General features: G+C 47.0%; 15 protein-coding genes and 1 pseudogene. 9 read left to right on the forward strand and 7 right to left on the reverse strand.

Features of this window, described 5'->3' with window-relative positions; genetic code table 11:
- Positions 1–7 precede the first annotated feature (7 nt).
- The 7 genes and pseudogenes from lanM to CHA6605_RS19880 all read left to right on the forward strand — a co-directional run bounded on the left by lanM (position 8) and on the right by CHA6605_RS19880 (position 12,076).
- Positions 8–1,981: a type 2 lanthipeptide synthetase LanM gene (gene lanM, locus CHA6605_RS19855; RefSeq protein WP_015161180.1), complete on the forward strand. Its 1,974-nt coding sequence runs from the start codon at positions 8–10 to the stop codon at positions 1,979–1,981.
- Between the two features lie 150 nt (positions 1,982–2,131).
- Positions 2,132–3,238, forward strand: a complete 1,107-nt coding sequence (locus CHA6605_RS19860; protein WP_015161181.1) for a cyclic nucleotide-binding domain-containing protein — start codon at positions 2,132–2,134, stop codon at positions 3,236–3,238.
- 12 nt (positions 3,239–3,250) lie between these two features.
- Entirely contained in the window at positions 3,251–3,466 is a 216-nt protein-coding gene (locus CHA6605_RS34370) for a hypothetical protein (RefSeq protein ID WP_157260043.1), read from the forward strand.
- A gap of 118 nt (positions 3,467–3,584) precedes the next feature.
- On the forward strand, positions 3,585–5,192 hold the full coding sequence (locus CHA6605_RS19865) for an NHLP bacteriocin system secretion protein (protein ID WP_015161182.1): 1,608 nt from the start codon (positions 3,585–3,587) through the stop codon (positions 5,190–5,192).
- 6 nt (positions 5,193–5,198) lie between these two features.
- Positions 5,199–7,409: an NHLP family bacteriocin export ABC transporter peptidase/permease/ATPase subunit gene (locus CHA6605_RS19870; protein ID WP_015161183.1), complete on the forward strand. Its 2,211-nt coding sequence runs from the start codon at positions 5,199–5,201 to the stop codon at positions 7,407–7,409.
- A 121-nt stretch (positions 7,410–7,530) separates the two neighbouring features.
- Positions 7,531–10,470, forward strand: a complete 2,940-nt coding sequence (locus CHA6605_RS19875) for an NHLP bacteriocin export ABC transporter permease/ATPase subunit (protein ID WP_015161184.1) — start codon at positions 7,531–7,533, stop codon at positions 10,468–10,470.
- Between the two features lie 281 nt (positions 10,471–10,751).
- Positions 10,752–12,076, forward strand: a pseudogene (locus tag CHA6605_RS19880) (ISNCY family transposase).
- On the opposite strand, the gene CHA6605_RS19885 reads toward CHA6605_RS19880, so the two are convergent.
- Complete coding sequence (locus CHA6605_RS19885; protein ID WP_015161186.1) at positions 12,020–12,316, reverse strand: hypothetical protein; 297 nt, start codon at positions 12,314–12,316, stop codon at positions 12,020–12,022. The pseudogene CHA6605_RS19880 and the gene CHA6605_RS19885 sit on opposite strands and share 57 nt — an antisense overlap.
- A 105-nt stretch (positions 12,317–12,421) precedes the next feature.
- Positions 12,422–12,670, reverse strand: a complete 249-nt coding sequence (locus CHA6605_RS19890; protein ID WP_015161187.1) for a hypothetical protein — start codon at positions 12,668–12,670, stop codon at positions 12,422–12,424.
- A gap of 394 nt (positions 12,671–13,064) precedes the next feature.
- On the opposite strand from CHA6605_RS19890, the gene CHA6605_RS19895 reads away from it, so the two are divergent.
- Positions 13,065–13,676, forward strand: a complete 612-nt coding sequence (locus CHA6605_RS19895) for a chorismate lyase (RefSeq protein WP_041549711.1) — start codon at positions 13,065–13,067, stop codon at positions 13,674–13,676.
- Positions 13,677–13,767: 91 nt separating this feature from the next.
- Here the strand turns inward: CHA6605_RS19895 and CHA6605_RS19900 are convergent, their stop codons facing one another.
- From CHA6605_RS19900 to CHA6605_RS19920, 5 genes are all read right to left on the reverse strand, one after another.
- A complete protein-coding gene (locus CHA6605_RS19900; protein ID WP_015161189.1) occupies positions 13,768–14,439 on the reverse strand; it encodes a RibD family protein in 672 nt (223 codons plus the stop codon).
- 210 nt (positions 14,440–14,649) lie between these two features.
- Positions 14,650–15,621 (reverse strand): solanesyl diphosphate synthase, encoded by a 972-nt coding sequence (sds, locus tag CHA6605_RS19905; RefSeq protein WP_015161190.1) that lies wholly within the window; start codon positions 15,619–15,621, stop codon positions 14,650–14,652.
- 140 nt (positions 15,622–15,761) lie between these two features.
- Positions 15,762–16,622, reverse strand: a complete 861-nt coding sequence (murI, locus tag CHA6605_RS19910; RefSeq protein WP_015161191.1) for a glutamate racemase — start codon at positions 16,620–16,622, stop codon at positions 15,762–15,764.
- 45 nt (positions 16,623–16,667) lie between these two features.
- Positions 16,668–18,146, reverse strand: coding sequence for an N-acetylmuramoyl-L-alanine amidase (locus CHA6605_RS19915; protein ID WP_015161192.1), 1,479 nt, complete (start codon positions 18,144–18,146; stop codon positions 16,668–16,670).
- A 23-nt stretch (positions 18,147–18,169) separates the two neighbouring features.
- Positions 18,170–18,607, reverse strand: a complete 438-nt coding sequence (locus CHA6605_RS19920) for an AMIN domain-containing protein (RefSeq protein WP_015161193.1) — start codon at positions 18,605–18,607, stop codon at positions 18,170–18,172.
- A 906-nt stretch (positions 18,608–19,513) separates the two neighbouring features.
- Between CHA6605_RS19920 and CHA6605_RS19930 the strand changes: the two genes are divergently transcribed.
- Entirely contained in the window at positions 19,514–20,815 is a 1,302-nt protein-coding gene (locus CHA6605_RS19930) for a family 10 glycosylhydrolase (RefSeq protein ID WP_015161194.1), read from the forward strand.
- The last annotated feature ends 98 nt before the right edge of the window (positions 20,816–20,913 follow it).

The following is a 20,913-nucleotide window of genomic DNA, read 5'->3' on the forward strand; positions in this document are numbered from 1 at the left end:
TCGTCACATGCAGTCACACAATCCCGATCTCATCGCCTCAATTGTCAGTAATGCGGCTACGCTCTCCGAACATCTCGACAATTGCCAGGTGTTACCCCAGTCGCCACTGGATGAAGAACAGATCCAACGGCGGCTAACATCGTGGTCTCAAGCCGTGGCAAAAGGGGATCGCCATAAATTCGAGCAGCGGTTGGCTTGGGCTGGCTGGGATCTGCCCACAATTGCCCCTTGCTTGGGAGCTACCCCTCGTTGTGACGCACCGCTACCTGAGTGGGCACAGACCCTCGATCGAGTGCTGCAAATAGCCACCACGACGACGCCAGCCCAACTATTTGCGCCCCAGTCTTACCTAGATCCGGCAGATCCGATTGCCTTCGAGCACTTTTACCTGCCCTGCGTGCGAGTCGCCCAGCTCAAGCTGAATGATTTAGTCAGTACAGAGGACTGGCAATTACTAGCTGAGTCCGCACGCTCGGCTTTAGACCGCAGTCTGTTACGCCGTCTCAATTCAATTGCGACTTGGACGCTGCTAGACGAATTTACGAAATTTCGGTCTTCAGGCAATGCGCTGCAAGATTTTATGCTAATCAAGCTGCGCGGACACGATCGACAAGACAAGTACCAAGCCTTTATTTCCAAGCTATTTGCAGATGGCTTGGCGACCTTTTTTCGAGAATATAGCGTTTTAGGCCGCGCGATCGCCCAGGCGATCGATTTTTGGGTAGAGGCGAATGCCGAATTTATCCACAGACTAGCTAGAGACAAAGCGGAGATCGAGCGAGTGTTTGCCGCAGAGCGACCGTTAGGGCAAGTTGTCGATCTCGGGACTGGGTTGTCAGACTCCCATCATCGCGGTCGATTTGTAATTTCTCTGACCTTTGAGACTGGAATGCAACTGGTTTATAAGCCCAAGAGTCTCAATTTAGATGTTGCTTTCTATCGCTTATTAGAGTGGCACAATTCCCATCTACCGCCCTTGTCTCTCAAAGTCCTCAACATCCTCAACTGTCAGCAGTATGGGTGGGTAGAGTATGTCGCCTGTACCGATTGTCAAACCGCAGCAAATGCCAGTCACTTTTACCAAAGAATCGGCATGTTAACGTGCCTGGTTTATGTATTGGAGGGTACAGATTGTCACCATCAAAATCTAGTAGCCTATGGCGAACATCCCGTCTTAATCGATTTAGAAGCTCTATTACACCACCGAGTCAAATTAGCCTTACCGCCAGAGCAAAATACGTTGGCTGAATCAGTTTTGCGGACGAATATGTTGCCTAACAGCGATTTGCAATGGCAAGAGAAAACCGAGCGACAAATATATGATAATAGTGGCATCGGCGGAGTACATCAGCAAGAGTTATCTATTTTAATCGTCAAACATATCAACAGCGATGCGATGGATCTCGATCGAGAAACGCTGGCTTTCTCCGAAGCAAATTCACCCACTCTCCAAGGCACGCCGATCTCTCCGGCTGACTATTTAGAAGATGTCTGTAGCGGATTTGAACGCATGTACCGTTTTTTAATGACACACGATCGAGAATTACTCGCACCGGAGAGTTGTCTTTACGATTTAGCACACCAAACAGTTCGGTTTGTCTTTCGCTCTACATCTACTTACGGGCTGATTCTCCAAAATTCTTATCGCCCAGCATTGCTACGTTCTGGGATCGATCGCAGTATTAGCCTGGAGCTATTGAGTCGGGCGTTTACGCTCGGCGACGGCAAACCTTTGGGTTGGCCGATTCTCAAGGCGGAATTAGACGCCATGGAACAGGGCGATATTCCTTTTTTTGGGGTAAACTCATCCAGCGATGACTTGATTGTTGGCAATGGGGAAGTCGTGCCAAAATTATTTGAAGACCATAGTTTTAAACTAATGTTGCGACGACTCCAAACATTAAGCGAAGTTAACTTAGTCGAGCAAATAGCCACAATCCGCAAGTCACTATCTTTGCGCTTTCAAGATATTGCAGCTTAATAATTGTTCGTAGTTGTATTGTAAGTTTGGCCTAGGTCGGGTTAAAATTAGCACATCTTAAAAAAACGCTCTCTGGCTTACTGGTTTGAGCCTTTTTTGCATTGACAAATATTATGTTAGAGTTTTTCAATTTAGCAAGATGAAATTACGATGGATATATTTCTCAACCAGTTAAGTAACAGCGATATTCAATGGCTCAAGCAAAATGGACGCTCGCAGCAAATTGAGGCAGGGAATATCTCGATCGAACAGGCTCGATCTCCTAATTTTTTCTACTTGGTAATTCGGGGCGAACTGGTCGGCAGTATCAACCAAAACCAAGGGGGCAGATTGGGGCGAGCGTTTGCCGCACTTGAAGAAGATGTAGATCTCGAACGAGAAATCGTCCGCTTTTCACCTGGCGATGTCTTGGGTCAGATCCCGGCTGTCGAGTTAACCGCAGCAGTAATGACCATTAGAGCTACCGAAAACTCGACACTACTCGCAGTTTCCTGCGACGCACTTAGAACTAAAATCGCCGAGGACGTGGGTTTTGCGGCGAGATTTTATCGTGCGATTGCGATGTTGCTATTAGAAAGGTTCTCGCGCTTAGTAAAGTATTTTTTAAGACCCAACATGGGTCAAGCGCAGCCCCTCCAAGATGTGCCGTTGATTTTTGGCGAACTCAGCGATAGCGATGTGGACTGGATGCTCGGTGCTGGTAGATTGACAGAAATTGAAGCCGATCGCGTCCTGATTAGGGCAGGCGAGCAAATTGAAGACTTATATATCGTCCTTCAAGGTACCCTGTCCGTATTTATTAAAGAAGAAAAAACCAATCGGCTGTTTAGCATTTTTGCGGCTCTCGAAAGCGAGACCGACACTACCGATACCTCATCCTTAGGGCGAGAGATCTTGTATCTCAATCGCGGCGAAATTATTGGTGAAGCCATCGCTTTAGACAATCCCATCTCCACGGCGACCGTCAGAGCCTTAGAAAGTTCGATTTTGCTGAGAATCCCCCAACAACAACTGCTGCTCAAATTACAGCAGGATGTTGGTGCCGCAGCTCGCTTTTATCGAGTAGAATCGATGCTCCTCGCCAGTCGATTGCAAGGATTGATTAGTCGGTTGGGATACGGACGCACCCGTTACGAACCCGGACAGAGCTTAGATCTCACCGCCAACTACGAAGACGAACTCGATCTCGATATGATGGACAACCTTACTCTTGGCGGTGCCAGATTTGACTGGATGCTCAAACGCTTGACAGTCTAGTCAATCCGCGCTGTGAGTGCCGAACCGCGCCAGGTCATAGCTGCTATTTCCCGGCTGTCTCCAACGGGCGATCCGATCGTGGCAAGAACCCAAGCAGCGGCACCCCAAAACATGTTTCCCCGTTCGGATCGAGTGCGATCGGATCGGACAAACCCCTATTTTGGCTCCCCGCTGTCTTGTCCGATCGCACTCTCATGGTTGCCAAACCCGACCGAGGTGCGTCGCTAATGCGCTTAACCGCTGGACTTCCCGACGTTGGCGCAGCCACTCCGTAGGAGTTACGCGCATCGCTTTCGGCTATTTATTAATTTATCTACAAATTTAAAGTGAGGTTGTCCCAGTTATTATGTCAGATTCAGGAAATAAACTATTTCGCGACGAAGCATTAGAACGGCTATCCTCGCCAGAACGACTCGACCAACTGATGAATGTCGTTAAGCCAAGGGCGTGGCTGCCCTTAGCTGGATTTGGCTCCTTAGTAGCTGCGGGCTTGCTGTGGAGCATCTTTGGGCGGATATCGCTCACCGTCAGCGGCCAAGGCGTACTGATCTATCCTCGCAGTGTCGTCCAATTTCAAGCACCTAGCGACGGCACGATCGTCAAACTAAATATTAAATCGGGAGACACGGTTAAAAAAGGCGATATTATCGGCACGATCGATCAGCCTTCTTTAGCTCAACAACTCAAACAAGAAGAACAAAAACTCCAAGAATTAACCAGTCAAGCCAAAGAAAGCGATTTAGTTCGGCGCACGAAACTAGCCGCACAGCGAGAGAACTTAGCCAAACAGAAAGTTAATATCGAAACGAGCTTAAAAAGAGAGTCGATTATTCCAGAATTACGTCAGAAAAATTTCACACTACTAGCCAAGAATCTCGACGCGATCGAAAAAAGACTAAGTACCGATCGCAAAGTTTTGCCAAATCTGCGACAAAGAAGTAGCACGGCTCTGGCTCAAAAAAGAGTAGGACTCGAATCGCGCTTGCTGCAAATCAAAAAAATGTTGCCGGAACTTAAAACCCAGCTAGATGCTCGCCGCAATTTATACCAGCAAGGTATTGTGAGCGCAGATATCATGTTAGCCGCACAAAAAGACTATGTTGACAGTTTGACTCAAATATCTACGCTCGAATCTCAAGTCAAAGAGCTTGACGTCGAACAGATTACGGCAGAGCGACAATATTTAGATGGGTTAAATCAAAGCAACGATCTCACCACCAAACGTCAAGAACTTCAAGTCCAAAGAACAGATATTCAACGCCAATATTTACAAAGTCTCAATACTATCGACGACCTCAAAACTAAGCTCCAGGACATTAACAGTCAACTTGCTAAATTAGCGCAAGAAGAGTTAGAAACAAACTTTAGTATCAAAAATAATATTGAAGACGTCAATCGCAAAATCGCTCAATTAAACCGCGAAATCCAACTAAAAACCAAAATTGTCAGCGAATATGATGGCAAAGTAATCCAATTATCGGTCGTCCCAGGACAGATAGTTAATGCGGGCACTCGGTTGGGTTCGATTAATGCCCAAGGAACTGACGCCAAACTGATGAGTGCCATCTACTTTGCGGATAAAGATGGACAACAAGTCAAACCGGGGATGGAAGTCCAAATCACCCCCAGTTTAGTCAAGCGGGAACGATTTGGCGGGATTCTCGGCAAGGTCACAGAAGTCACGCCTTTTCCCGTGACCGAACAGGATATGTCCACAGTCATTGGCAACCAAGGTTTGGCCGAAAGTATGACTGCAGGCGGCAAAGCTCCCGTACAGGCATTTGTCGAACTAGACACCGCCAATACCCGCAGCGGCTACAAATGGTCTTCCTCTGGCGGCCCAGATATTAAATTGTCTACAGGTACTACCGTTCAAGTGCGGGTCAAAGTAGGGGAAGTCGTGCCGATTTCTTATATCATTCCGATCTTTAAGTCAATTACGGGGATTTATTAGTAGATTATGCAAACAGCAGCAATTGCTCAATCCAAGCCAACCAAGCAGTACGGACGAGCGCGCACTCCCACAGTACTGCAAATGGAAGCGGTAGAATGCGGGGCGGCTGCGCTGGGCATTATCTTGGCCTATTACAAGCGGCTGGTACCCCTGACCGAATTGCGGGTTGAGTGTGGAGTTTCTAGAGATGGCAGCAAAGCGTCTAACGTCCTCAAAGCCGCTCGACTGTACGGTTTAAATGCCAAAGGATTTAAAAGATCCATCGAAGAAGCGCAAGCGATTAAACCCCCGTTTATCGCGTTCTGGAACTTCAATCACTTTGTCGTCATTGAAGGATTTGTCGGCAAAGACGTCTACATCAACGACCCTGCCGCAGGTCCAAAAAAACTTACCTTCGATGAATTCGATCGGGCATTCACTGGCGTAGTGCTGGTGATGGAACCAGGTGAGGACTTTAAAAAAGGTGGCAAGAAAAAGGGCATCGGTCCGGGATTAGCCGCTAGATTGAAAAGCTCGCGTTCGGCTCTGATTTTTTGCTTGATTACTGGGCTGTTTTTAACAATTCCCCGCTTGGCAATACCCGCTTTCATGCAGGTATTTATCGATGAAATTTTGATCGAAAATCGGGGAGAGTGGTTGCGACCCTTGCTGATCGGGATGGCGGTTACGGCCTTAATTACTGGATTACTGGCGCAATTACGGCTGACTTATCTGCGCCGATTATTGCTGAAGCTATCGATTACCATGTCTGGTCAATTTCTGTGGCATACGATCCGATTGCCAATTGGCTTTTATGCCCAACGCTTTGCGGGAGAAATCAGCAGTCGCGCTCAACTTAATAACAAAGTAGCAATGACGCTCTCAGGTCAGTTGGCCACCACTGTTATCGATTCGATCATGATGATTTTTTATGCTCTCATCATGTTTTTCTACGATCCATTATTGACCGCGATCTCGATCGCTTTTGCCGCTGCTAACTTTGTAGCCTTACAGGCTATGTCTCGCAACCGGGTCGATACCAATACCAGACTGTCTCAAGAAACGGGCAAGGTTGCTGGGGTGGCCATTAGTGGCATCCAGACCATCGAAACCGTCAAAGCCAGCGGCTTGGAGGCTGACTTATTTGCTAAGTTTGCGGGCTACTATGCCAAAACCATCAACGCCCAACAGGAATTAGGACTCCCGACCAGAGTGTTGGGGGCATTACCGTCAGTCTTAACATCTCTGGCGGTGACATCGATTTTAGTCTTGGGTGGATTTCGGGTGATGGAAGGTACTCTGAGTATCGGTAGACTGATTGCTTACCAATCACTGACTCAGGAATTTCTCAAGCCTGTAAACAACTTAGTGAATTTTGGCACTACATTGCAAGAGTTGGAAGCAGATTTAAATCGCCTCGATGATGTCTTGGAAAATCCGATCGACCCCGAATCAGAACGTGCCATCGATGTGGCGCACAGCATCGACGACTACAGTGAAGATTCTTTTAAACTGCAAGGCTATGTGGAGCTACAGAATCTCACCTTTGGCTACAATCGCTTGGGAGACCCTCTGATCCAAGATTTGAACTTGAGGTTGAACCCCGGCCAAAGAGTAGCCCTCGTCGGCGGTAGTGGTTCGGGTAAATCTACTGTCGCCAAGTTAATTACCGGACTGTATCCAACCTGGTCTGGCGAAATTCTCTTAGATGGCCTTCAACGCAACCAAATTCCTCGTCCCGTCCTGACTAGTTCCCTGGCCATGGTCGAGCAAGAAATTTTTCTATTTGCTGGTACGGTGCGCGAAAATCTCACCCTGTGGGATTCTACTGTATCGGAAGAAGATTTGATTAGAGCTTGCGAGGATGCTGCCATTCACGATCTGATTTTAAATATGCCGGGGGGCTACAATTGCCAGCTCAGTGAAGGCGGTCAGAATCTCAGCGGCGGGCAACGCCAGCGGCTGGAAATTGCCAGAGCATTGGTTCGCAATCCAGCGGTATTGGTGCTCGATGAAGCCACGAGCGCGCTCGATGCCGAAACCGAGCAAATCATCGATCGAAATCTGCGGCGGCGCGGTTGTTCCTGTATTGTCGTCGCCCACCGACTCAGTACCATTCGCGACTGCGACGAAATTATTGTCTTGTCGAAGGGTAAGGTGGTGCAGCGAGGTACCCATGAGGAGTTGCGCAGCAGCCCTGGAGCTTATACCCGCTTAATCGGCACTCAAACAGCTTAGTGCGGCAGAGGGGGCGGGGAGATAGAGAGCATATTCATTCGCCAATTCCCCCATGCCGCCTACACCCCCACACTCCCTACACCCTGACTTCCCATCCACATTTAATGTTGCGTAAGTACTTATGGCTACCTTTGTACGAGGACGAATTGTTAAAAGTAACGAACCATTACTGTTGAACGACCCTCAGACAATTTGGGTGGTTAAATCCGGACAGTTGGTGTTGCACGGCGTCTCGATCGATAGTCGAGAGCTAGTCAGCAATCGACGGTTTTTATTTAATATTGGTGTCGGGGAAGCCTTGTTTGGCACCAATTTAGTCCCAACTGCCAAGAATAAAGAATACCGAGGAATTTTAGCTGTAGCGATCGAAGAAACAGAACTTCAACGAATTTCTTTAGCAGATTTGATTGCAAAAGTCAAGGCAGGCGACGCCAGCGCGATCGCCTTAATCGAAGGCTGGCTCCTGCACTTGGGTGCATGGGCGATCGTCCAGCCGAGGATTGCCAGCGCACCCACGAATACAGTCGTCGCCAACGGCACCCACTTTTTATCGTTGCTGGAAGAACAAACCTTGGTACCGCCGCGCCCAGCACTCAATAGCGAGCAGGTCAGCCAAACCGTCGCCTGGGTGGATGTCCGTCAGGGTCTGACCTGCTGGCAGGGCATCACCGCGTTACCAGTCGATCGAGATTGCCCGCCGATGCCCCTGATGCTCGGCACCTGGTTGAAGGCTGCGAACGCGGTCGAAGTTTATACCACTCCAACTCAAGAACTCGAATCGATCGATTTACTCCCAGCGAGTTTCGAGCGGTTACACGCTTATTTCTGGCACTACTTCGATCTGTTAGAGCAACAGCACATCGAATCCGAATTCCGTCGCTTCCAAGAACGACAAAAGCTCAATCGCCAGACGCTCGAAAGCTCGATGGACGATTTAGTCGGAGTATTGGAACCCTCGATCGCCGAAGTACCTACTGTTGGCACTCACTTGTCGATCGCGGCAGGGGCAGTAGGTAAAGCCATGGGCATCAAGATTTTACCGCTCCCAGCCTCAGAAGACAGCGATCGAATCAAAGATCCAGTCGAAGCGATCGCCCGCGCTTCTCAGTGTCGAACTCGGCGAGTATCGCTAACTGGGGAATGGTGGAAACAGGAACACGGTGCCATCTTGGCTTACACCAAAGCCGATCTCCCAGTTGCTTTATTACCAGAATCAGGCAATCGTTACCAGGTCTTCGATCCAGAACTCGGAACCAAAACGAGCCTGAATGCCGATAAGATCGCCAATCTCCAAACCGAAGCATACGTATTTTACCGACCGCTGCCCTTATTTGTTGACAATGCCATCCAGATTTTTATGTTTGGCATTAAGGGCTATGAAATCGATGTTGTCTTTATTTTTGCCTTGGGGATCGTGACATCGTTACTGGGGATGGTGACTCCCCAAGCTACGGCGATGTTAGTCAACGATGCAATTCCCGATAGCAACCGCACCCTCCTCCTCCAACTAGGATTGGCTCTATTTGCCGCCGCTTTCGGTCAAGCCGCCTTTAATCTATCACAACAAATTATTACGCTCAGAGTAGAAAGTGCTGCCGATGCATCGCTTCAGCCTGCCTTATGGGATCGAGTGCTCAAATTGAGTCCAGCATTCTTTCGAGGATATTCCTCTGGAGATCTCGTCACTCGGGTGATGGCGATCGGTCAAATTCGCGCTCATTTGAGCGGTTCCACCCAACGGGCACTCTTAAGTGGTCTCTTCGCACTCCTCAACCTGGGGTTGATGTTTGCTTATAGCGTCCCACTCGCATTGGTAGGAGTGGGGCTGAGTATCGTCGCGAGCGTTGTCACGGTCATCTCCAGTCGAATCACCGTCAAAAAACAGCGGACTCAAGAGCAAATCGATGGAGACATTGATGGGCTGACAGTCGAACTGATCCAGGGTGTATCTAAGTTGCGGGTTGCGGCTGCTGAAGAGCGGGCATTTGGATCTTGGGCCAAAAAATACCACGAACGCATGAAGTTAGAATCATCGATCAAACACATCGATGATAGCCTGAGCGTTTTCAATGAAGTGCTACCCACGATCGGTTCTATCTTGGTATTTTGGTTTGCGATTCTGTTTATCCAAATTGCCATTGCCGAAAATAAGCCTGGTGGACTGTCAGCAGGAGCGTTTCTAGCATTTAATACCGCCTTTTCCACTTATCTCAGTGGCGCGATCGAAATCAGTAACACTCTGAGCAATATTTTAGAAATTATCCCCCTATGGGAACGCGCCAAACCGATTATCCAAACCCCATTGGAGTCCGATCCGAGCAAGGCAGATCCAGGGCGATTGACAGGGCGGATTGCGCTAGAACACGTCAATTTTCGCTATCGGGAAGATGGCCCACTCATTCTCAACGATCTCAGCATCCATGCCGATCCAGGCGAATTTATCGCACTCGTCGGCCCCAGTGGCAGCGGCAAATCGACCGTATTTCGCTTGTTATTAGGCTTCGAGCACCCCGCTAGCGGTACTGTTAATTTTGATGGGCAAGATCTAGCTGGACTCGACGTTCAAGCGGTACGACGGCAATTGGGCGTGGTATTGCAAAATGTCCGTATCTCCACAGCTCCAATTTTTGACAGCATCGCTGCTGGGGCATTAGTAACGTTAGACGAAGCCTGGGAAGCCGCTCGAATGGCAGGTTTTGATGCAGATATCAAAGATATGCCGATGGGAATGCATACGATTATTAGCGAGGGGGGTAGCAACCTTTCGGGCGGACAACGACAACGACTCTTAATTGCCCGATCGCTAGTATTAAAACCCAAAATCCTGCTGATGGATGAGGCGACAAGTGCCCTAGACAATCAAACTCAAACCATTGTCACGGACAGTTTAGATCGGATGAATGCGACTCGCATCGTCATCGCTCACCGCCTGAGCACGATTCGGAATGCCGATCGCATTTACGTGGTCGAAGCAGGGATTGTCGTGCAATCAGGCACTTTTGATGAGTTGGTGAATCAAGAAGGACTATTTGCGCGATTAGTTGCCAGACAGTTAGACTAATCCATAATCCACCGCTTTAAGACTGTGAATTGAGGATTGTGCGGCTGAGTTAGATTCAATCGATACTTAATCGTCGGAGAACTGTTACCGTTGCCATCGTGGATCTGAACGTTAAAAACTTTCGCACTTACTCGCTCGACTTTATCGAGATACCAGTTTGGTTTGTAACTAACCGATTTGGCAGATGTGCCTTGTAATAAACACCAGCAATTCCAAATTCAGATTTTGACAACTTGGTAGGGTGAGCAGGAGAATAGAGAGACTTCAAAAAGAGAAGCAGAATGGAGCCAATGAAGCTGAGTTTTGGGGTATTGATAGTCTATCTGAACCGAGCAATTCTTCAGATGAAAGATCCGCGCCTTGCCAGCAATGGCACTAAATACACCATCAGAGATGCTGTGTTGGGAGCATTTTCGATGTTTTTCATGCAAAGCGAATCCTTTTTAGAACATCAGCGGCACATGAATAGCAATCAGGGCAAAAGCAATGCTCAGACACTGTTTGGCATGATTAAAATCCCAACAGTGCCGCAAATTCGGAATATCCTGGATGAAATTTCAGCCACAGCACTATTTGGAGTATTCAATCACGTCTATCAGTCTTTAAGACGAGAAGGTCACTTGAAACCGTTTGAATATCTCGGTGGATTACTAGTTGCGCTGGATGGAACTCAGTATTTTGACTCGCACAAACTCAACTGTAAATGCTGTTCGAGCCGTACCCACAAAAATGGCACAGTAACTTACTTCCACAGTGCCATTTTGCCTGTAATAGTTGCGCCTGGGCAATCTCAAGTAATTTCCTTAGCTCCAGAATTCATCACACCTCAAGATGGTCACCAGAAGCAGGACTGCGAAGTGGCAGCAGCTAAACGATGGCTCAAAACTCATGCCCCAGAATTCCAAGGACAAGCAATCACTCTACTCGGAGATGACCTCTACAGTCACCAACCAATGTGTGAACAGGTGATAGCGTCGGGAATGAACTTTATCTTTACCTGTTTAGAAACGTCTCATACTGCTGTTTATGATTGGTTGAAATACTTGGATGGTATTGGCGAGGTGAAAAAGCTAGAAGTGAAACAGTGGAACAGCAATTCAAGCGAATTATATAGCTATCAATATGTGAATGGAATTCCTCTAAGGGACTCCCAGCCAGCAATGAAGGTCAATTGGTGTAAACTAATCCATACCCGCAATCAGATGGAGAAATATTATATGAAAATTCATTTATTACCCGCCATGAATTAAACGAACAGAGCGTACCTCTGGTTGCTGCGGCTGGTCGATGTCGTTGGAAGACCGAAAATGAAAATACATAATGTGCTCAAACAAAGGGATATCATCTGGAGCATAACTTTGGGCATGGTCAGCAGCATTTAGCTGCTTGTTTATTGACGCTGAACCTGTTGGCATTCCTTTTTCACACTGTTTTGCATTTAACAGATCTTGCATATGGACAGATTCGTCTCAAGCGTGTTACTCGTAAAGGCTTTTTTCAAGATATCCTCAGTCTTACCAAATATTTACTCTTTGAGAGTTGGCCTTCTTTAATTGATTTCATGCTTTACGGCTCGGCTTCCACTCTGGTCGCCAACTCTTCCTAGATTTTTGAATTTGGAATTGCTGAATAAACACAGCGAACCACTACCATCGCTAGTAGCCGAATGTACCAGATTGTAAGATTTACCTCGATCGGTAAAATTAAAAGTCTGCCTAATCGTCCATTCTGCTGGATCTTTTGCTGCGGGTTGACATCGATCGTTCAATCCGTTAAATTCACTAGCCACGACGGGTGTATTTAAGCCAGTGCAGGCGATCGCCAGTAAAATCGAAATTAGCTTCATCAGGCTGATTGGTAAAGTTAAAACTTATAATATCTAACTACCGAGCTGACGATCGCGATTGCGAATATTCGATCGAGAAGTTTAACATCCACCAATCGATCGACACTATTTAATCGCCTCGGATCTTACTGCGTACAGGTATTTATTTCTACCCGCACGTAGTCTGGTAAAGATAGTTGCAGCGGCTAAAACTGTGGCAAAAATCCAGGCGTCTTCGATTTCCAGACTCAATGGTAGTTCATCGCTAGCTGTAACTTTGCGATCTTGCTCCCAACGATTGACCAAATCTGCGGCGGCGGCGCGATAGTCTTCGTTAGATATACAACAAGTTACCACGATCGATAGTAGTAACACCCACAAAAAACTGCGAATCCGACCTCGCTGGGGATGATAAATTTGGCGAGCGCGCGATCTAAGCTACTGGCATAAATTTCGGTTTGGCATTCTCAATTGGTACGATAGAAACAGCCAGATTTGGGATATTTGGGAGTAATACCAATTATTTAAATTACTGCTACACATCTCTACCCCTCCCAACCTCCCCTTATAAAGGGGAGGAGCAGATTCTAGAGATTTATCTGTAGTTAGACTTGTTAGATTTGGTATAAATAGATCGATCGCAACCTTCGATCGTCGATCGGATTTAGATCCTAAGCCTATTAGCTTCGGTGCGTTATCCAACGTTCTTCCAAATCAAATCGGATTGCTATATGATATTAATAAATACTATGAAGATTTATTAACTATTTTGGCGATCGCGACCGATTACGGAGACGAAGTTCTCATCACGAAAAGTTGGAATGCGCTCCAGCCAATTTGGCAAGGCGGCGCAGACATAGTTCAAACCGGATTGCCACACCAACAGCTCCCACCTGCATGGCAAATCTTATTGCTCGGGGATGGTTCGCCAACTAGACACCTACAACTGCTCACGGGCGAACGGACAGAAGTTGATGTAATCGATATGTCCCCAATTGGTATGGCTGAAGATGGCGCGCCGAGTTCGTTGCAAGTCGTACCGGGGCCGAGAGTGCGCCGTCAGGTATGGTTGCGAACTGCTTCGGGACAAAGGTTGGCTTATGCAACCTCTTGGTGGGAAGCACGACATGTCGATGAGTATTTAGAGAATAAATCTCTGCCAATTTGGGCAAGCTTGGCGAAATTACGCACCGAACTATATCGAGATGTGCAGGGTATATATTATGGCGATTCACCTATACTAGCTCAAGCTTTTGGTGAAGCAGGGCCGTTCTGGGGTCGTCACTATTTATTTTGGCACCACGGCCAGCCATTGACGCTAATTTATGAGGTGTTCTCGCCTTATCTTCAGCAATATTTAGGACAAATCGGTCAGCCGTAAATTAATCGATCGTTAATAGCTGTGAGTTACATAAAGCCCGACTTTTTTGAGAAGTCGGGTTTCTAAATCCCTATCCAATATTCACTCTTCACTAGTTGTGAACTTGATAATGTAAGAATAGCTCTTGCTCGACTCGATCGACACTTAATAGTCTTAGTTTGGGCGCAGTTTCTGGCGTGAATCCAGCTCCCGATACGGGAGAAGGTGCATCGCTGCCACCATAAATTGTCGGGCAAACAGTCAACCATAACTCATCGATAAAATTAGCAGCAAATAAACTTGCAGCTAGTTCTGAGCCGCCTAAAAAACAGAGATGTTCGATATTTAATTGTGTTAGTTTTGATTTGACTGCTTGCCAGTCTATATCTCGGCCATCGGCTGTTTCACAGATGAGAACTTTACTAAAACTATCGCGATTTTGCCAATCTTTAGCTCCCTCTGTAGTTGTCAATAACCACCGATCGATCGGTTGACTAAAAAACGGTAATTCTGCGTCGATTTTACCACTGCGAGAAGCAATCAGTTGTGGTGGTTGAGATGGCTGTCCGCGCTCGATTCTAGCGTGAATTAACTCTGGTTTTTGGACTAATACGACACTACCACCATCGCCGAGGGTACCACTTCCGACTAAGATTAAATCCGATCGAGCAATTTGTGCTTCTAGATGTGCCGAATCCCGCTCGGAGCTGAATTTCGGTGGCGATTTTGTGGTATCAGAAATTTTACCATCGGCGGTCATGGCAAGGACGAGAGTTGTTTGCATTGATGTCCTAATTTAAAATATCTCCAGTTAAGATTGCCTAAATTATGTTTAAAAGTGAGATTGAGTCTCCACCTAAAAGGTGGACTATTTTTAGGTTCGGATCTGCATATTGCAATACATGCAAAAAACTCTGCTATGTGCTGACAATAAGCAGATCGCAATCTTAAAAGCTTAATTATTAATTATTAACGGTCGATTATTAATTTTCAATTAGTACAGCCTTTTCAAGACATAATCCGTGAGGTCGAATAAGGCTTGGCGCGAATCCGAAGGTGACAAACCACTTATCTGCGCCAGAGCTAACTGGGCATGATGCTTGGCTAGTTCGCGAGATTTGGCAATCCCGTCGCTACTTCTGACTAAATCCAAAGCTTTGGTTAACTCGGCCTCATCTTCAAATTCGGTGGCAATTAAATCTACGAGTTGCGGGTATTCCTGCATCGCATACAGCGTCGGCGCGGTGAGATTGCCACTTGCCAAGTCCGAGCCAGCAGGTTTGCCCAACACTTCATCCGAAGCCGTAAAGTCGAGAATATCGTCCACAATTTGGAACGCTAGTCCTAGATTACGTCCGTATAAATAAAGTTGCTCGCACGTCGCTGTCGATGCGTCGCTGAGCAAACCAGCCGCTTTGGCACTGTTTGCCAACAGCGAGGCCGTTTTATAATAACTTTTCTCTAAATAGGCTTCAAACGAAAAATCAGTCTCAAACGCATTCAATCCTTGCTGAATTTCGCCCTCAGCTAAGTCCATAATTACCTGTGAAAGGAGTTTAACCACTTCAAGGTTATCGAGGTTGGCAAGATACCAAGAGGATTGTGCGAAGAGGAAATCGCCAGCGAGGACGGCAACTCGATTGGTAAATCGACTGTGAACTGTTTCGATACCTCTACGCGTATCAGCTTCATCTAAGACATCATCGTGGACGAGACTAGCCGTGTGGATCATTTCGGTGATTTCGGCCAGACGACGATGGCGCGGGGTAATTTCTTCCCCTGGCATCGTCGCACGGGCAATCAACAGCACGATTGCTGGGCGCAGACGCTTGCCCCCAGCACCAAATAAATGTTCGGCGGCTGCGTATAAAATTGGGTGACGGGCACCGACTAGATTTTTGAGATTCTCCGTCAAAACTTGCAGGTCAGCTTCAACAGGAGTAAATACGGATTTCACTGAGGTCATCGATCGAGCGGCTCAGAGGATGAGTTTACGAAAGTTTACATATATTCTAAGCTATTTTCCCTCTACATAGGGAATTGGTAAGCAGGGATTGGCTTTTGATGGCGATCGACCGGGCATGAATCTGTTGAGATGAGCGGGTTTTAGCCGATATCGAGCGGTTCGGAAACTGATGTATTTGAGAGGGAGATCTGGCGAACAGCGGGCACAGTTGGCAACCATTGGGCCGCAATGTGAGTAAATTGTGCGGGATCGCCACTGACGAAAAATTCAGTTGGGAGGGGTCGCAGGCGGTTTTGAATGCCGAGGACTTGGAGTTCTTTTGCAGCGGCGGCAACTACAGCTACGGCAGGATTGACAAATTGGATGCTGGGGGGGACAAATTGACGAAATACTGGTTCGAGGTGCGGATAATGGGTACAGCCGTAAACTAGAGTATCGATCGATCGATCGAGTAGTGGTTGAAGATAGTCTTGGGCAATCTTGAGGGTTTCGGGTGCGGCGATGCGGTTATTTTCGACGATGGGGACGAATTCGGGACAGGCAACTTGCCAAACTTGGGCATTTGGATTGGCTTCGCTAATTGCGTGGAGATAGGCATTACTATTGACGGTGGCTGGCGTGGCAATTACTCCAATCCTTCGGCCATAACGCGCGGCAGTTCTAGCTCCAGGTAGAATTACACCCAAAATCGGTAAATCATATTCAGCGCGGACGGTTTCCAGGGCGAGTGCAGAACTGGTATTGCAGGCCATAATCGCCATTTTCACCTGCTGTGCGACCATCCACTCCAGTGTTTGACGGGTAAATTGTAAAATTTCGGTAGCACTGCGAGTGCCATATGGAACTCTGGCTGTGTCGCCAAAATACAGTACTGACTCTTGGGGCAGTTGGCGATAGATTTCTTGCAAGACAGTCAGTCCACCCACACCACTATCAAATACGCCAATTCGAGCGATTTCGGTTGAGTGGAGCTTGGTGGCAAAAGTGAATCGGTCTTGCATATTATGTAGAGAAAAGTCTAGTCAAGATAAGTGGTTTATCGGAACTTAGTTACGATCCTTAACGTACTGGATAATTCCCTTGGCAATAGCTTCAGCCATTACTTTTTGATAATCATCACGACGGAGACGCGCAGATTCCGCTTCGCTAGTCAAATAACCCATTTCGACTAGAATAGCGGGGATGGCCGATTTGCGCAAGACTAAAAACCGTGCCGAGCGCACCCGACGATCGTTTAGATAAAAGCCATTTTTGTTGACATAATCTACTACCGTTCTGTGAACGGTTTCGGCCAAGGATTGGCCGATATTGTAATGATATGTTTCCAAGCCATTGACATCGGGACGATTATCGATCGCGTTAGCATGAATGCTGATGAATATATTTGCGCCTGCTTCTCTGGCGATCGAGACTCGTTCGTCTAAACCAACAAAATAGTCGCTATTGCGGGTCATTTTGACTGCTATGCCCTGTCTTTCAAGAATTTCGGCAACTCTCTTGGCAACTGGTAAAATCACGTCTACTTCGCGCAAACCGCTGACTCCGATGGCTCCCGGATCTTTGCCGCCGTGACCGGGGTCGAGCATTACTAAAACTCTGCCGCTACTCGGTCTGACGGCAGGGGTAGTATCTTGCTTGGGCGTGGGACGGTATATCGTCTGTGTTTTAGGGACAGTAATCGTTATTGCTTCCGGCTGTGGACGAATGGCAATCCGACTGGTAGAAATTGGCTGTAAATATACCCAGCGGCTATCTAGATATTGGCGGACGATATCGACCTTCACGCCATCGGCACGGCGGACGAAGACGATCAGATCGTCACCTTGGGCACTGACAGTAAGGTAACGTTGCGACTCTTTGGGGATTTGGTAAGCAGTTGCCAATTTAGCATTGGGAATAGTCACCCGAAAGCTCCCAGTACGGTCGTCCCAAGTAGTGCTGTATTTAAGTTGCGTCTTACTTTGGCGATCTGCTTGCACCAAAATGCCCGTCCGCGTCGGATCGATGGCGATATAATTGACCGAGGAGATCGCCGTATTAACTGCAATTTTAGGCCGTGGTTGCGCGACGACCACTTGACCGTTTTCATTAAATACCGCTACCGGACCGATGGGCGCGCCCCGTGGGAAAGATTGGAGCGGTTGGGGGGTGGGGAGTTGCACCGACCACTGCTTGCTATTACTAGCTTGAATCAGCACTTGTTGTGGATCGATCGTATAGTCAGGATCGAATTCTAAAACCATCCGCGTGCGCTCGGCATCGAATTGACCCACTCGTAATGACTTGATCCCATTACCTATCAACTGCGAAGACGTCGGCTGATTGAGACGCGTATCTGGCAGATCGAGGATCAATCTACTGGGGTTAGCCAGCATTTGAGCTTCAGGTTTCACTGCCGAATTCGTACTAAAGTCAATGCGATTTTCAGTCGCATTAAATTGCCACGACACCATTTCTGCTGCTGTCGCTGGCAGTGATACCATTACGAAACTAGAAATACTAGGTAATAACCAGTTGTATCTCACAATGCTTAACTCCTATGATGGGATTACCGGGGTAAATTTGGTTGCGGCGACAGCGTCGGTAATGTTGTTGCTCCGCGTTCGGGCACTGGAATCGTCACATACCAATCGATCGGATTTTCGCCTGTAAATTGCACTCGTTTGGGGTTGAGGGTATATCCAGGCTGTAACTCTAAGACTATCCTAGTCGTACTAGAATCGAATTGCCCAACTCGTAACGTTCGAAAGTTACCTGTCAACCGCTGGGTCACTGTAGGCTTGGGAAAACTAATTCCTGGCAAATCGACTACTAGTCGAGTTGGATTGAATAGCATGACGGCTTTGGGTTGAACTCCCGCGTTGGTCTTAAAATCTAATCTATTTCTACCCGCATCAAATTTCCACGATGCCAATTGGCCAGCATCAGCAGGGATAGCGACCAAGCAGAAACTAAAGATACTAACAAGTAAAAACTGAAATCTCACTATACTTCATCCTTAACAGTGGACTCGACGCGACAACTATCGATCTGATTTTCCGTTCCTGTAAAACGGATACATTTGCGGTTGTGCGAATAATGCAACAGCGATGTTCGCAGGGCGTTCGTACTCCCAGAGACGATGCTGGGTAATGGCTATACCGAATCTTACCGCACTGGCGATAACGGTAGCTTAGAGTCGATGCTCCTCTGATATAGAGGATCGAGCGACGCCTAATAGCGATTATTTAAGATGCATCTACATATCGGATTGTTTCTGTTTGCTGCGAAAAATTAACATTTTGGACTCTATGGTAAATTACCATGAATTTGGTCTTTAGGGCTAAAATTAAGCGGCAAGCTCATCTGGCGGCAATACCGAAGCGATAGTAGCGACATAGCTAGTCAATCAGATTTGATGTCAGCACGATCTTTTTGGTATTTAGTCGAGCTTTCGCTCATGCTACTACCTTTTAGATACTATCTCGCTAGTTCTGACCGTCAAATCGATCGAGTAGTTCCAGTTCGATCTAGATCGTCAATGCTAGTTATATTATTCCCGCTTTTGAAGCCCGATCGGACAAGTGGCGACTTTTTCCAATCTACTCAGCTTCAGCGTTCGAGTGAGTCAAATCGGGGAGAATGAGGGCATATTTAACTAAATCTGACTCAATAGCTGAAGATACTCAAATCTTGGATCGAAACAAAGTTACTAGTCTCTTCGCGATTCGCGTAACTCCTGACGGAGTGGCTACGCCAACGGCGGCTTTGCCAAAGGTTAAGCGAATCAAGACAGTGAATAGTAGATAGTTTTAGTAATATCGATCCCTGGCTCAATCGGCAAATAACCGGAAAATCCACCGCACGGATGTATCTAACCATAGATTGACATCAAAGCGATCGCAACTTTAATATGAAACCTAAGCAAAATTCGGGCTGTGGCTGTTTAAAGATTCCACTGTCAGTCATCATCGCTATTCTCGGCGGTAGCTACTGGTGGTCGATCTCCCAAGGCAATTTACAAAAGCTCGTCCAACTTTTCCCTGCAGTGCGATTGCCAAATTCAGGTGCGGTACTATTACCAAAAGGATCTGGCGATCGTCAACCGACCCCAACAGCCACACCGATAGCCATCCCATCGCCACAGATTTCCACGGGTAACTGCATCGGCAAAAGTTGTAAGACGACTGAGCCACAGCCGACAGCAGCAGTTAAAGCAGTGAAAGTTACACCGCCAACTGAAACCCCTTCAGCTACATCTGCAACCCTGACTGCGCCTCAAACGGCTTGGGACAAAAAAGCCATTCGCGGGATTTATTTAAGCCGCTATCAGGTAACCAATAACGCCGACGAACAGACAATTCGCAAACGAGTTCGTTATTACAAATCTCAAGGAATTAATACGATACTTCATGGCGTCTGGGGTAACGGCTGCACAATGTATAACAGTGAAGTAATGCAGCAAATGTTAGGCGCGAAAAGTTGTCCCAATCAGTTTCAAGATCGGTGGTTAGATTGGACGATCGATGAAGCCCACAAACAGGAAATGCAAGTTCACGCTTATTTTGAGAAGGGCATTAAAATTGACAAAGATAGTCCGATATTCGATCGAGCAATTGCTAAAAAATGGATCGTCCCTGGTGTCGATCGGACTTATGCCAAAGTCGAACATTATGTCTTAGATGTTGAGGTGCCAGAAGTTGCCAATCTCTTTAAAAAAATGTTAGCAGAATTCGTGACTAAATATCCACAAATCGATGCCGTTCAGTGGGATGACTATTTGGGTTATCATGCCGAATTACCCGGCAAAGTAGACCGGACGGCGAGTTTGACTAATTTTGTCAGCCAAATGATAAGCGAGATGAAAGCCGCTAATCCGCGCGTAAAATTCGATCTTTGCCATCACAATCCCTACTGGGCGAAACGTTATTTTGCTGCCGATTGGGAAAAATGGAAAGTCGATCGGGTCTTTATTCAAAATTATAACGATAAGAATTTCCAAGAAGAACTAAACTATGCTGTTAATTATGCGGGTGTGGCAATTCTCGACAGTCAATTGCCACGCTTGCAAGAGTTGGTAAATAATCCCAAAATTAAAGGGATCTTAATTTTTCCTCTAGCTGGCAAACCAGAGGAAACAGCAGCGCGGGTGCAAAAAGCTAATCAAGCAAATGCTGCTGGTACTACAACGGTTCCAAAAGTAGATATCAAATAAAGTGACAGGATTTTAGAGGGTGTTTGAAAAGGGGGGTAGGTAGTAAGAAAGCTTTCAGGGTATAAGCTGAAGATACTTAGTCACAGCACCCTGAAAGA

It is taken from the genome of Chamaesiphon minutus PCC 6605, assembly GCF_000317145.1.
Taxonomy (GTDB): domain Bacteria; phylum Cyanobacteriota; class Cyanobacteriia; order Cyanobacteriales; family Chamaesiphonaceae; genus Chamaesiphon; species Chamaesiphon minutus.

Coding starts and splice junctions, on each gene's coding strand:
- CHA6605_RS19930 (WP_015161194.1), top strand. CDS start 19,514: ATGAAACCTAAGCAAAATTCGGGCTGTGGCTGTTTAAAGATTCCACTG.
- CHA6605_RS19865 (WP_015161182.1), top strand. CDS start 3,585: ATGTCAGATTCAGGAAATAAACTATTTCGCGACGAAGCATTAGAACGG.
- lanM (WP_015161180.1), top strand. CDS start 8: ATGCAGTCACACAATCCCGATCTCATCGCCTCAATTGTCAGTAATGCG.
- CHA6605_RS19885 (WP_015161186.1), bottom strand. CDS start 12,316: ATGAAGCTAATTTCGATTTTACTGGCGATCGCCTGCACTGGCTTAAAT.
- sds (WP_015161190.1), bottom strand. CDS start 15,621: ATGACCTCAGTGAAATCCGTATTTACTCCTGTTGAAGCTGACCTGCAA.
- CHA6605_RS19870 (WP_015161183.1), top strand. CDS start 5,199: ATGCAAACAGCAGCAATTGCTCAATCCAAGCCAACCAAGCAGTACGGA.
- CHA6605_RS19860 (WP_015161181.1), top strand. CDS start 2,132: ATGGATATATTTCTCAACCAGTTAAGTAACAGCGATATTCAATGGCTC.
- CHA6605_RS19875 (WP_015161184.1), top strand. CDS start 7,531: ATGGCTACCTTTGTACGAGGACGAATTGTTAAAAGTAACGAACCATTA.
- murI (WP_015161191.1), bottom strand. CDS start 16,622: ATGCAAGACCGATTCACTTTTGCCACCAAGCTCCACTCAACCGAAATC.
- CHA6605_RS19900 (WP_015161189.1), bottom strand. CDS start 14,439: ATGCAAACAACTCTCGTCCTTGCCATGACCGCCGATGGTAAAATTTCT.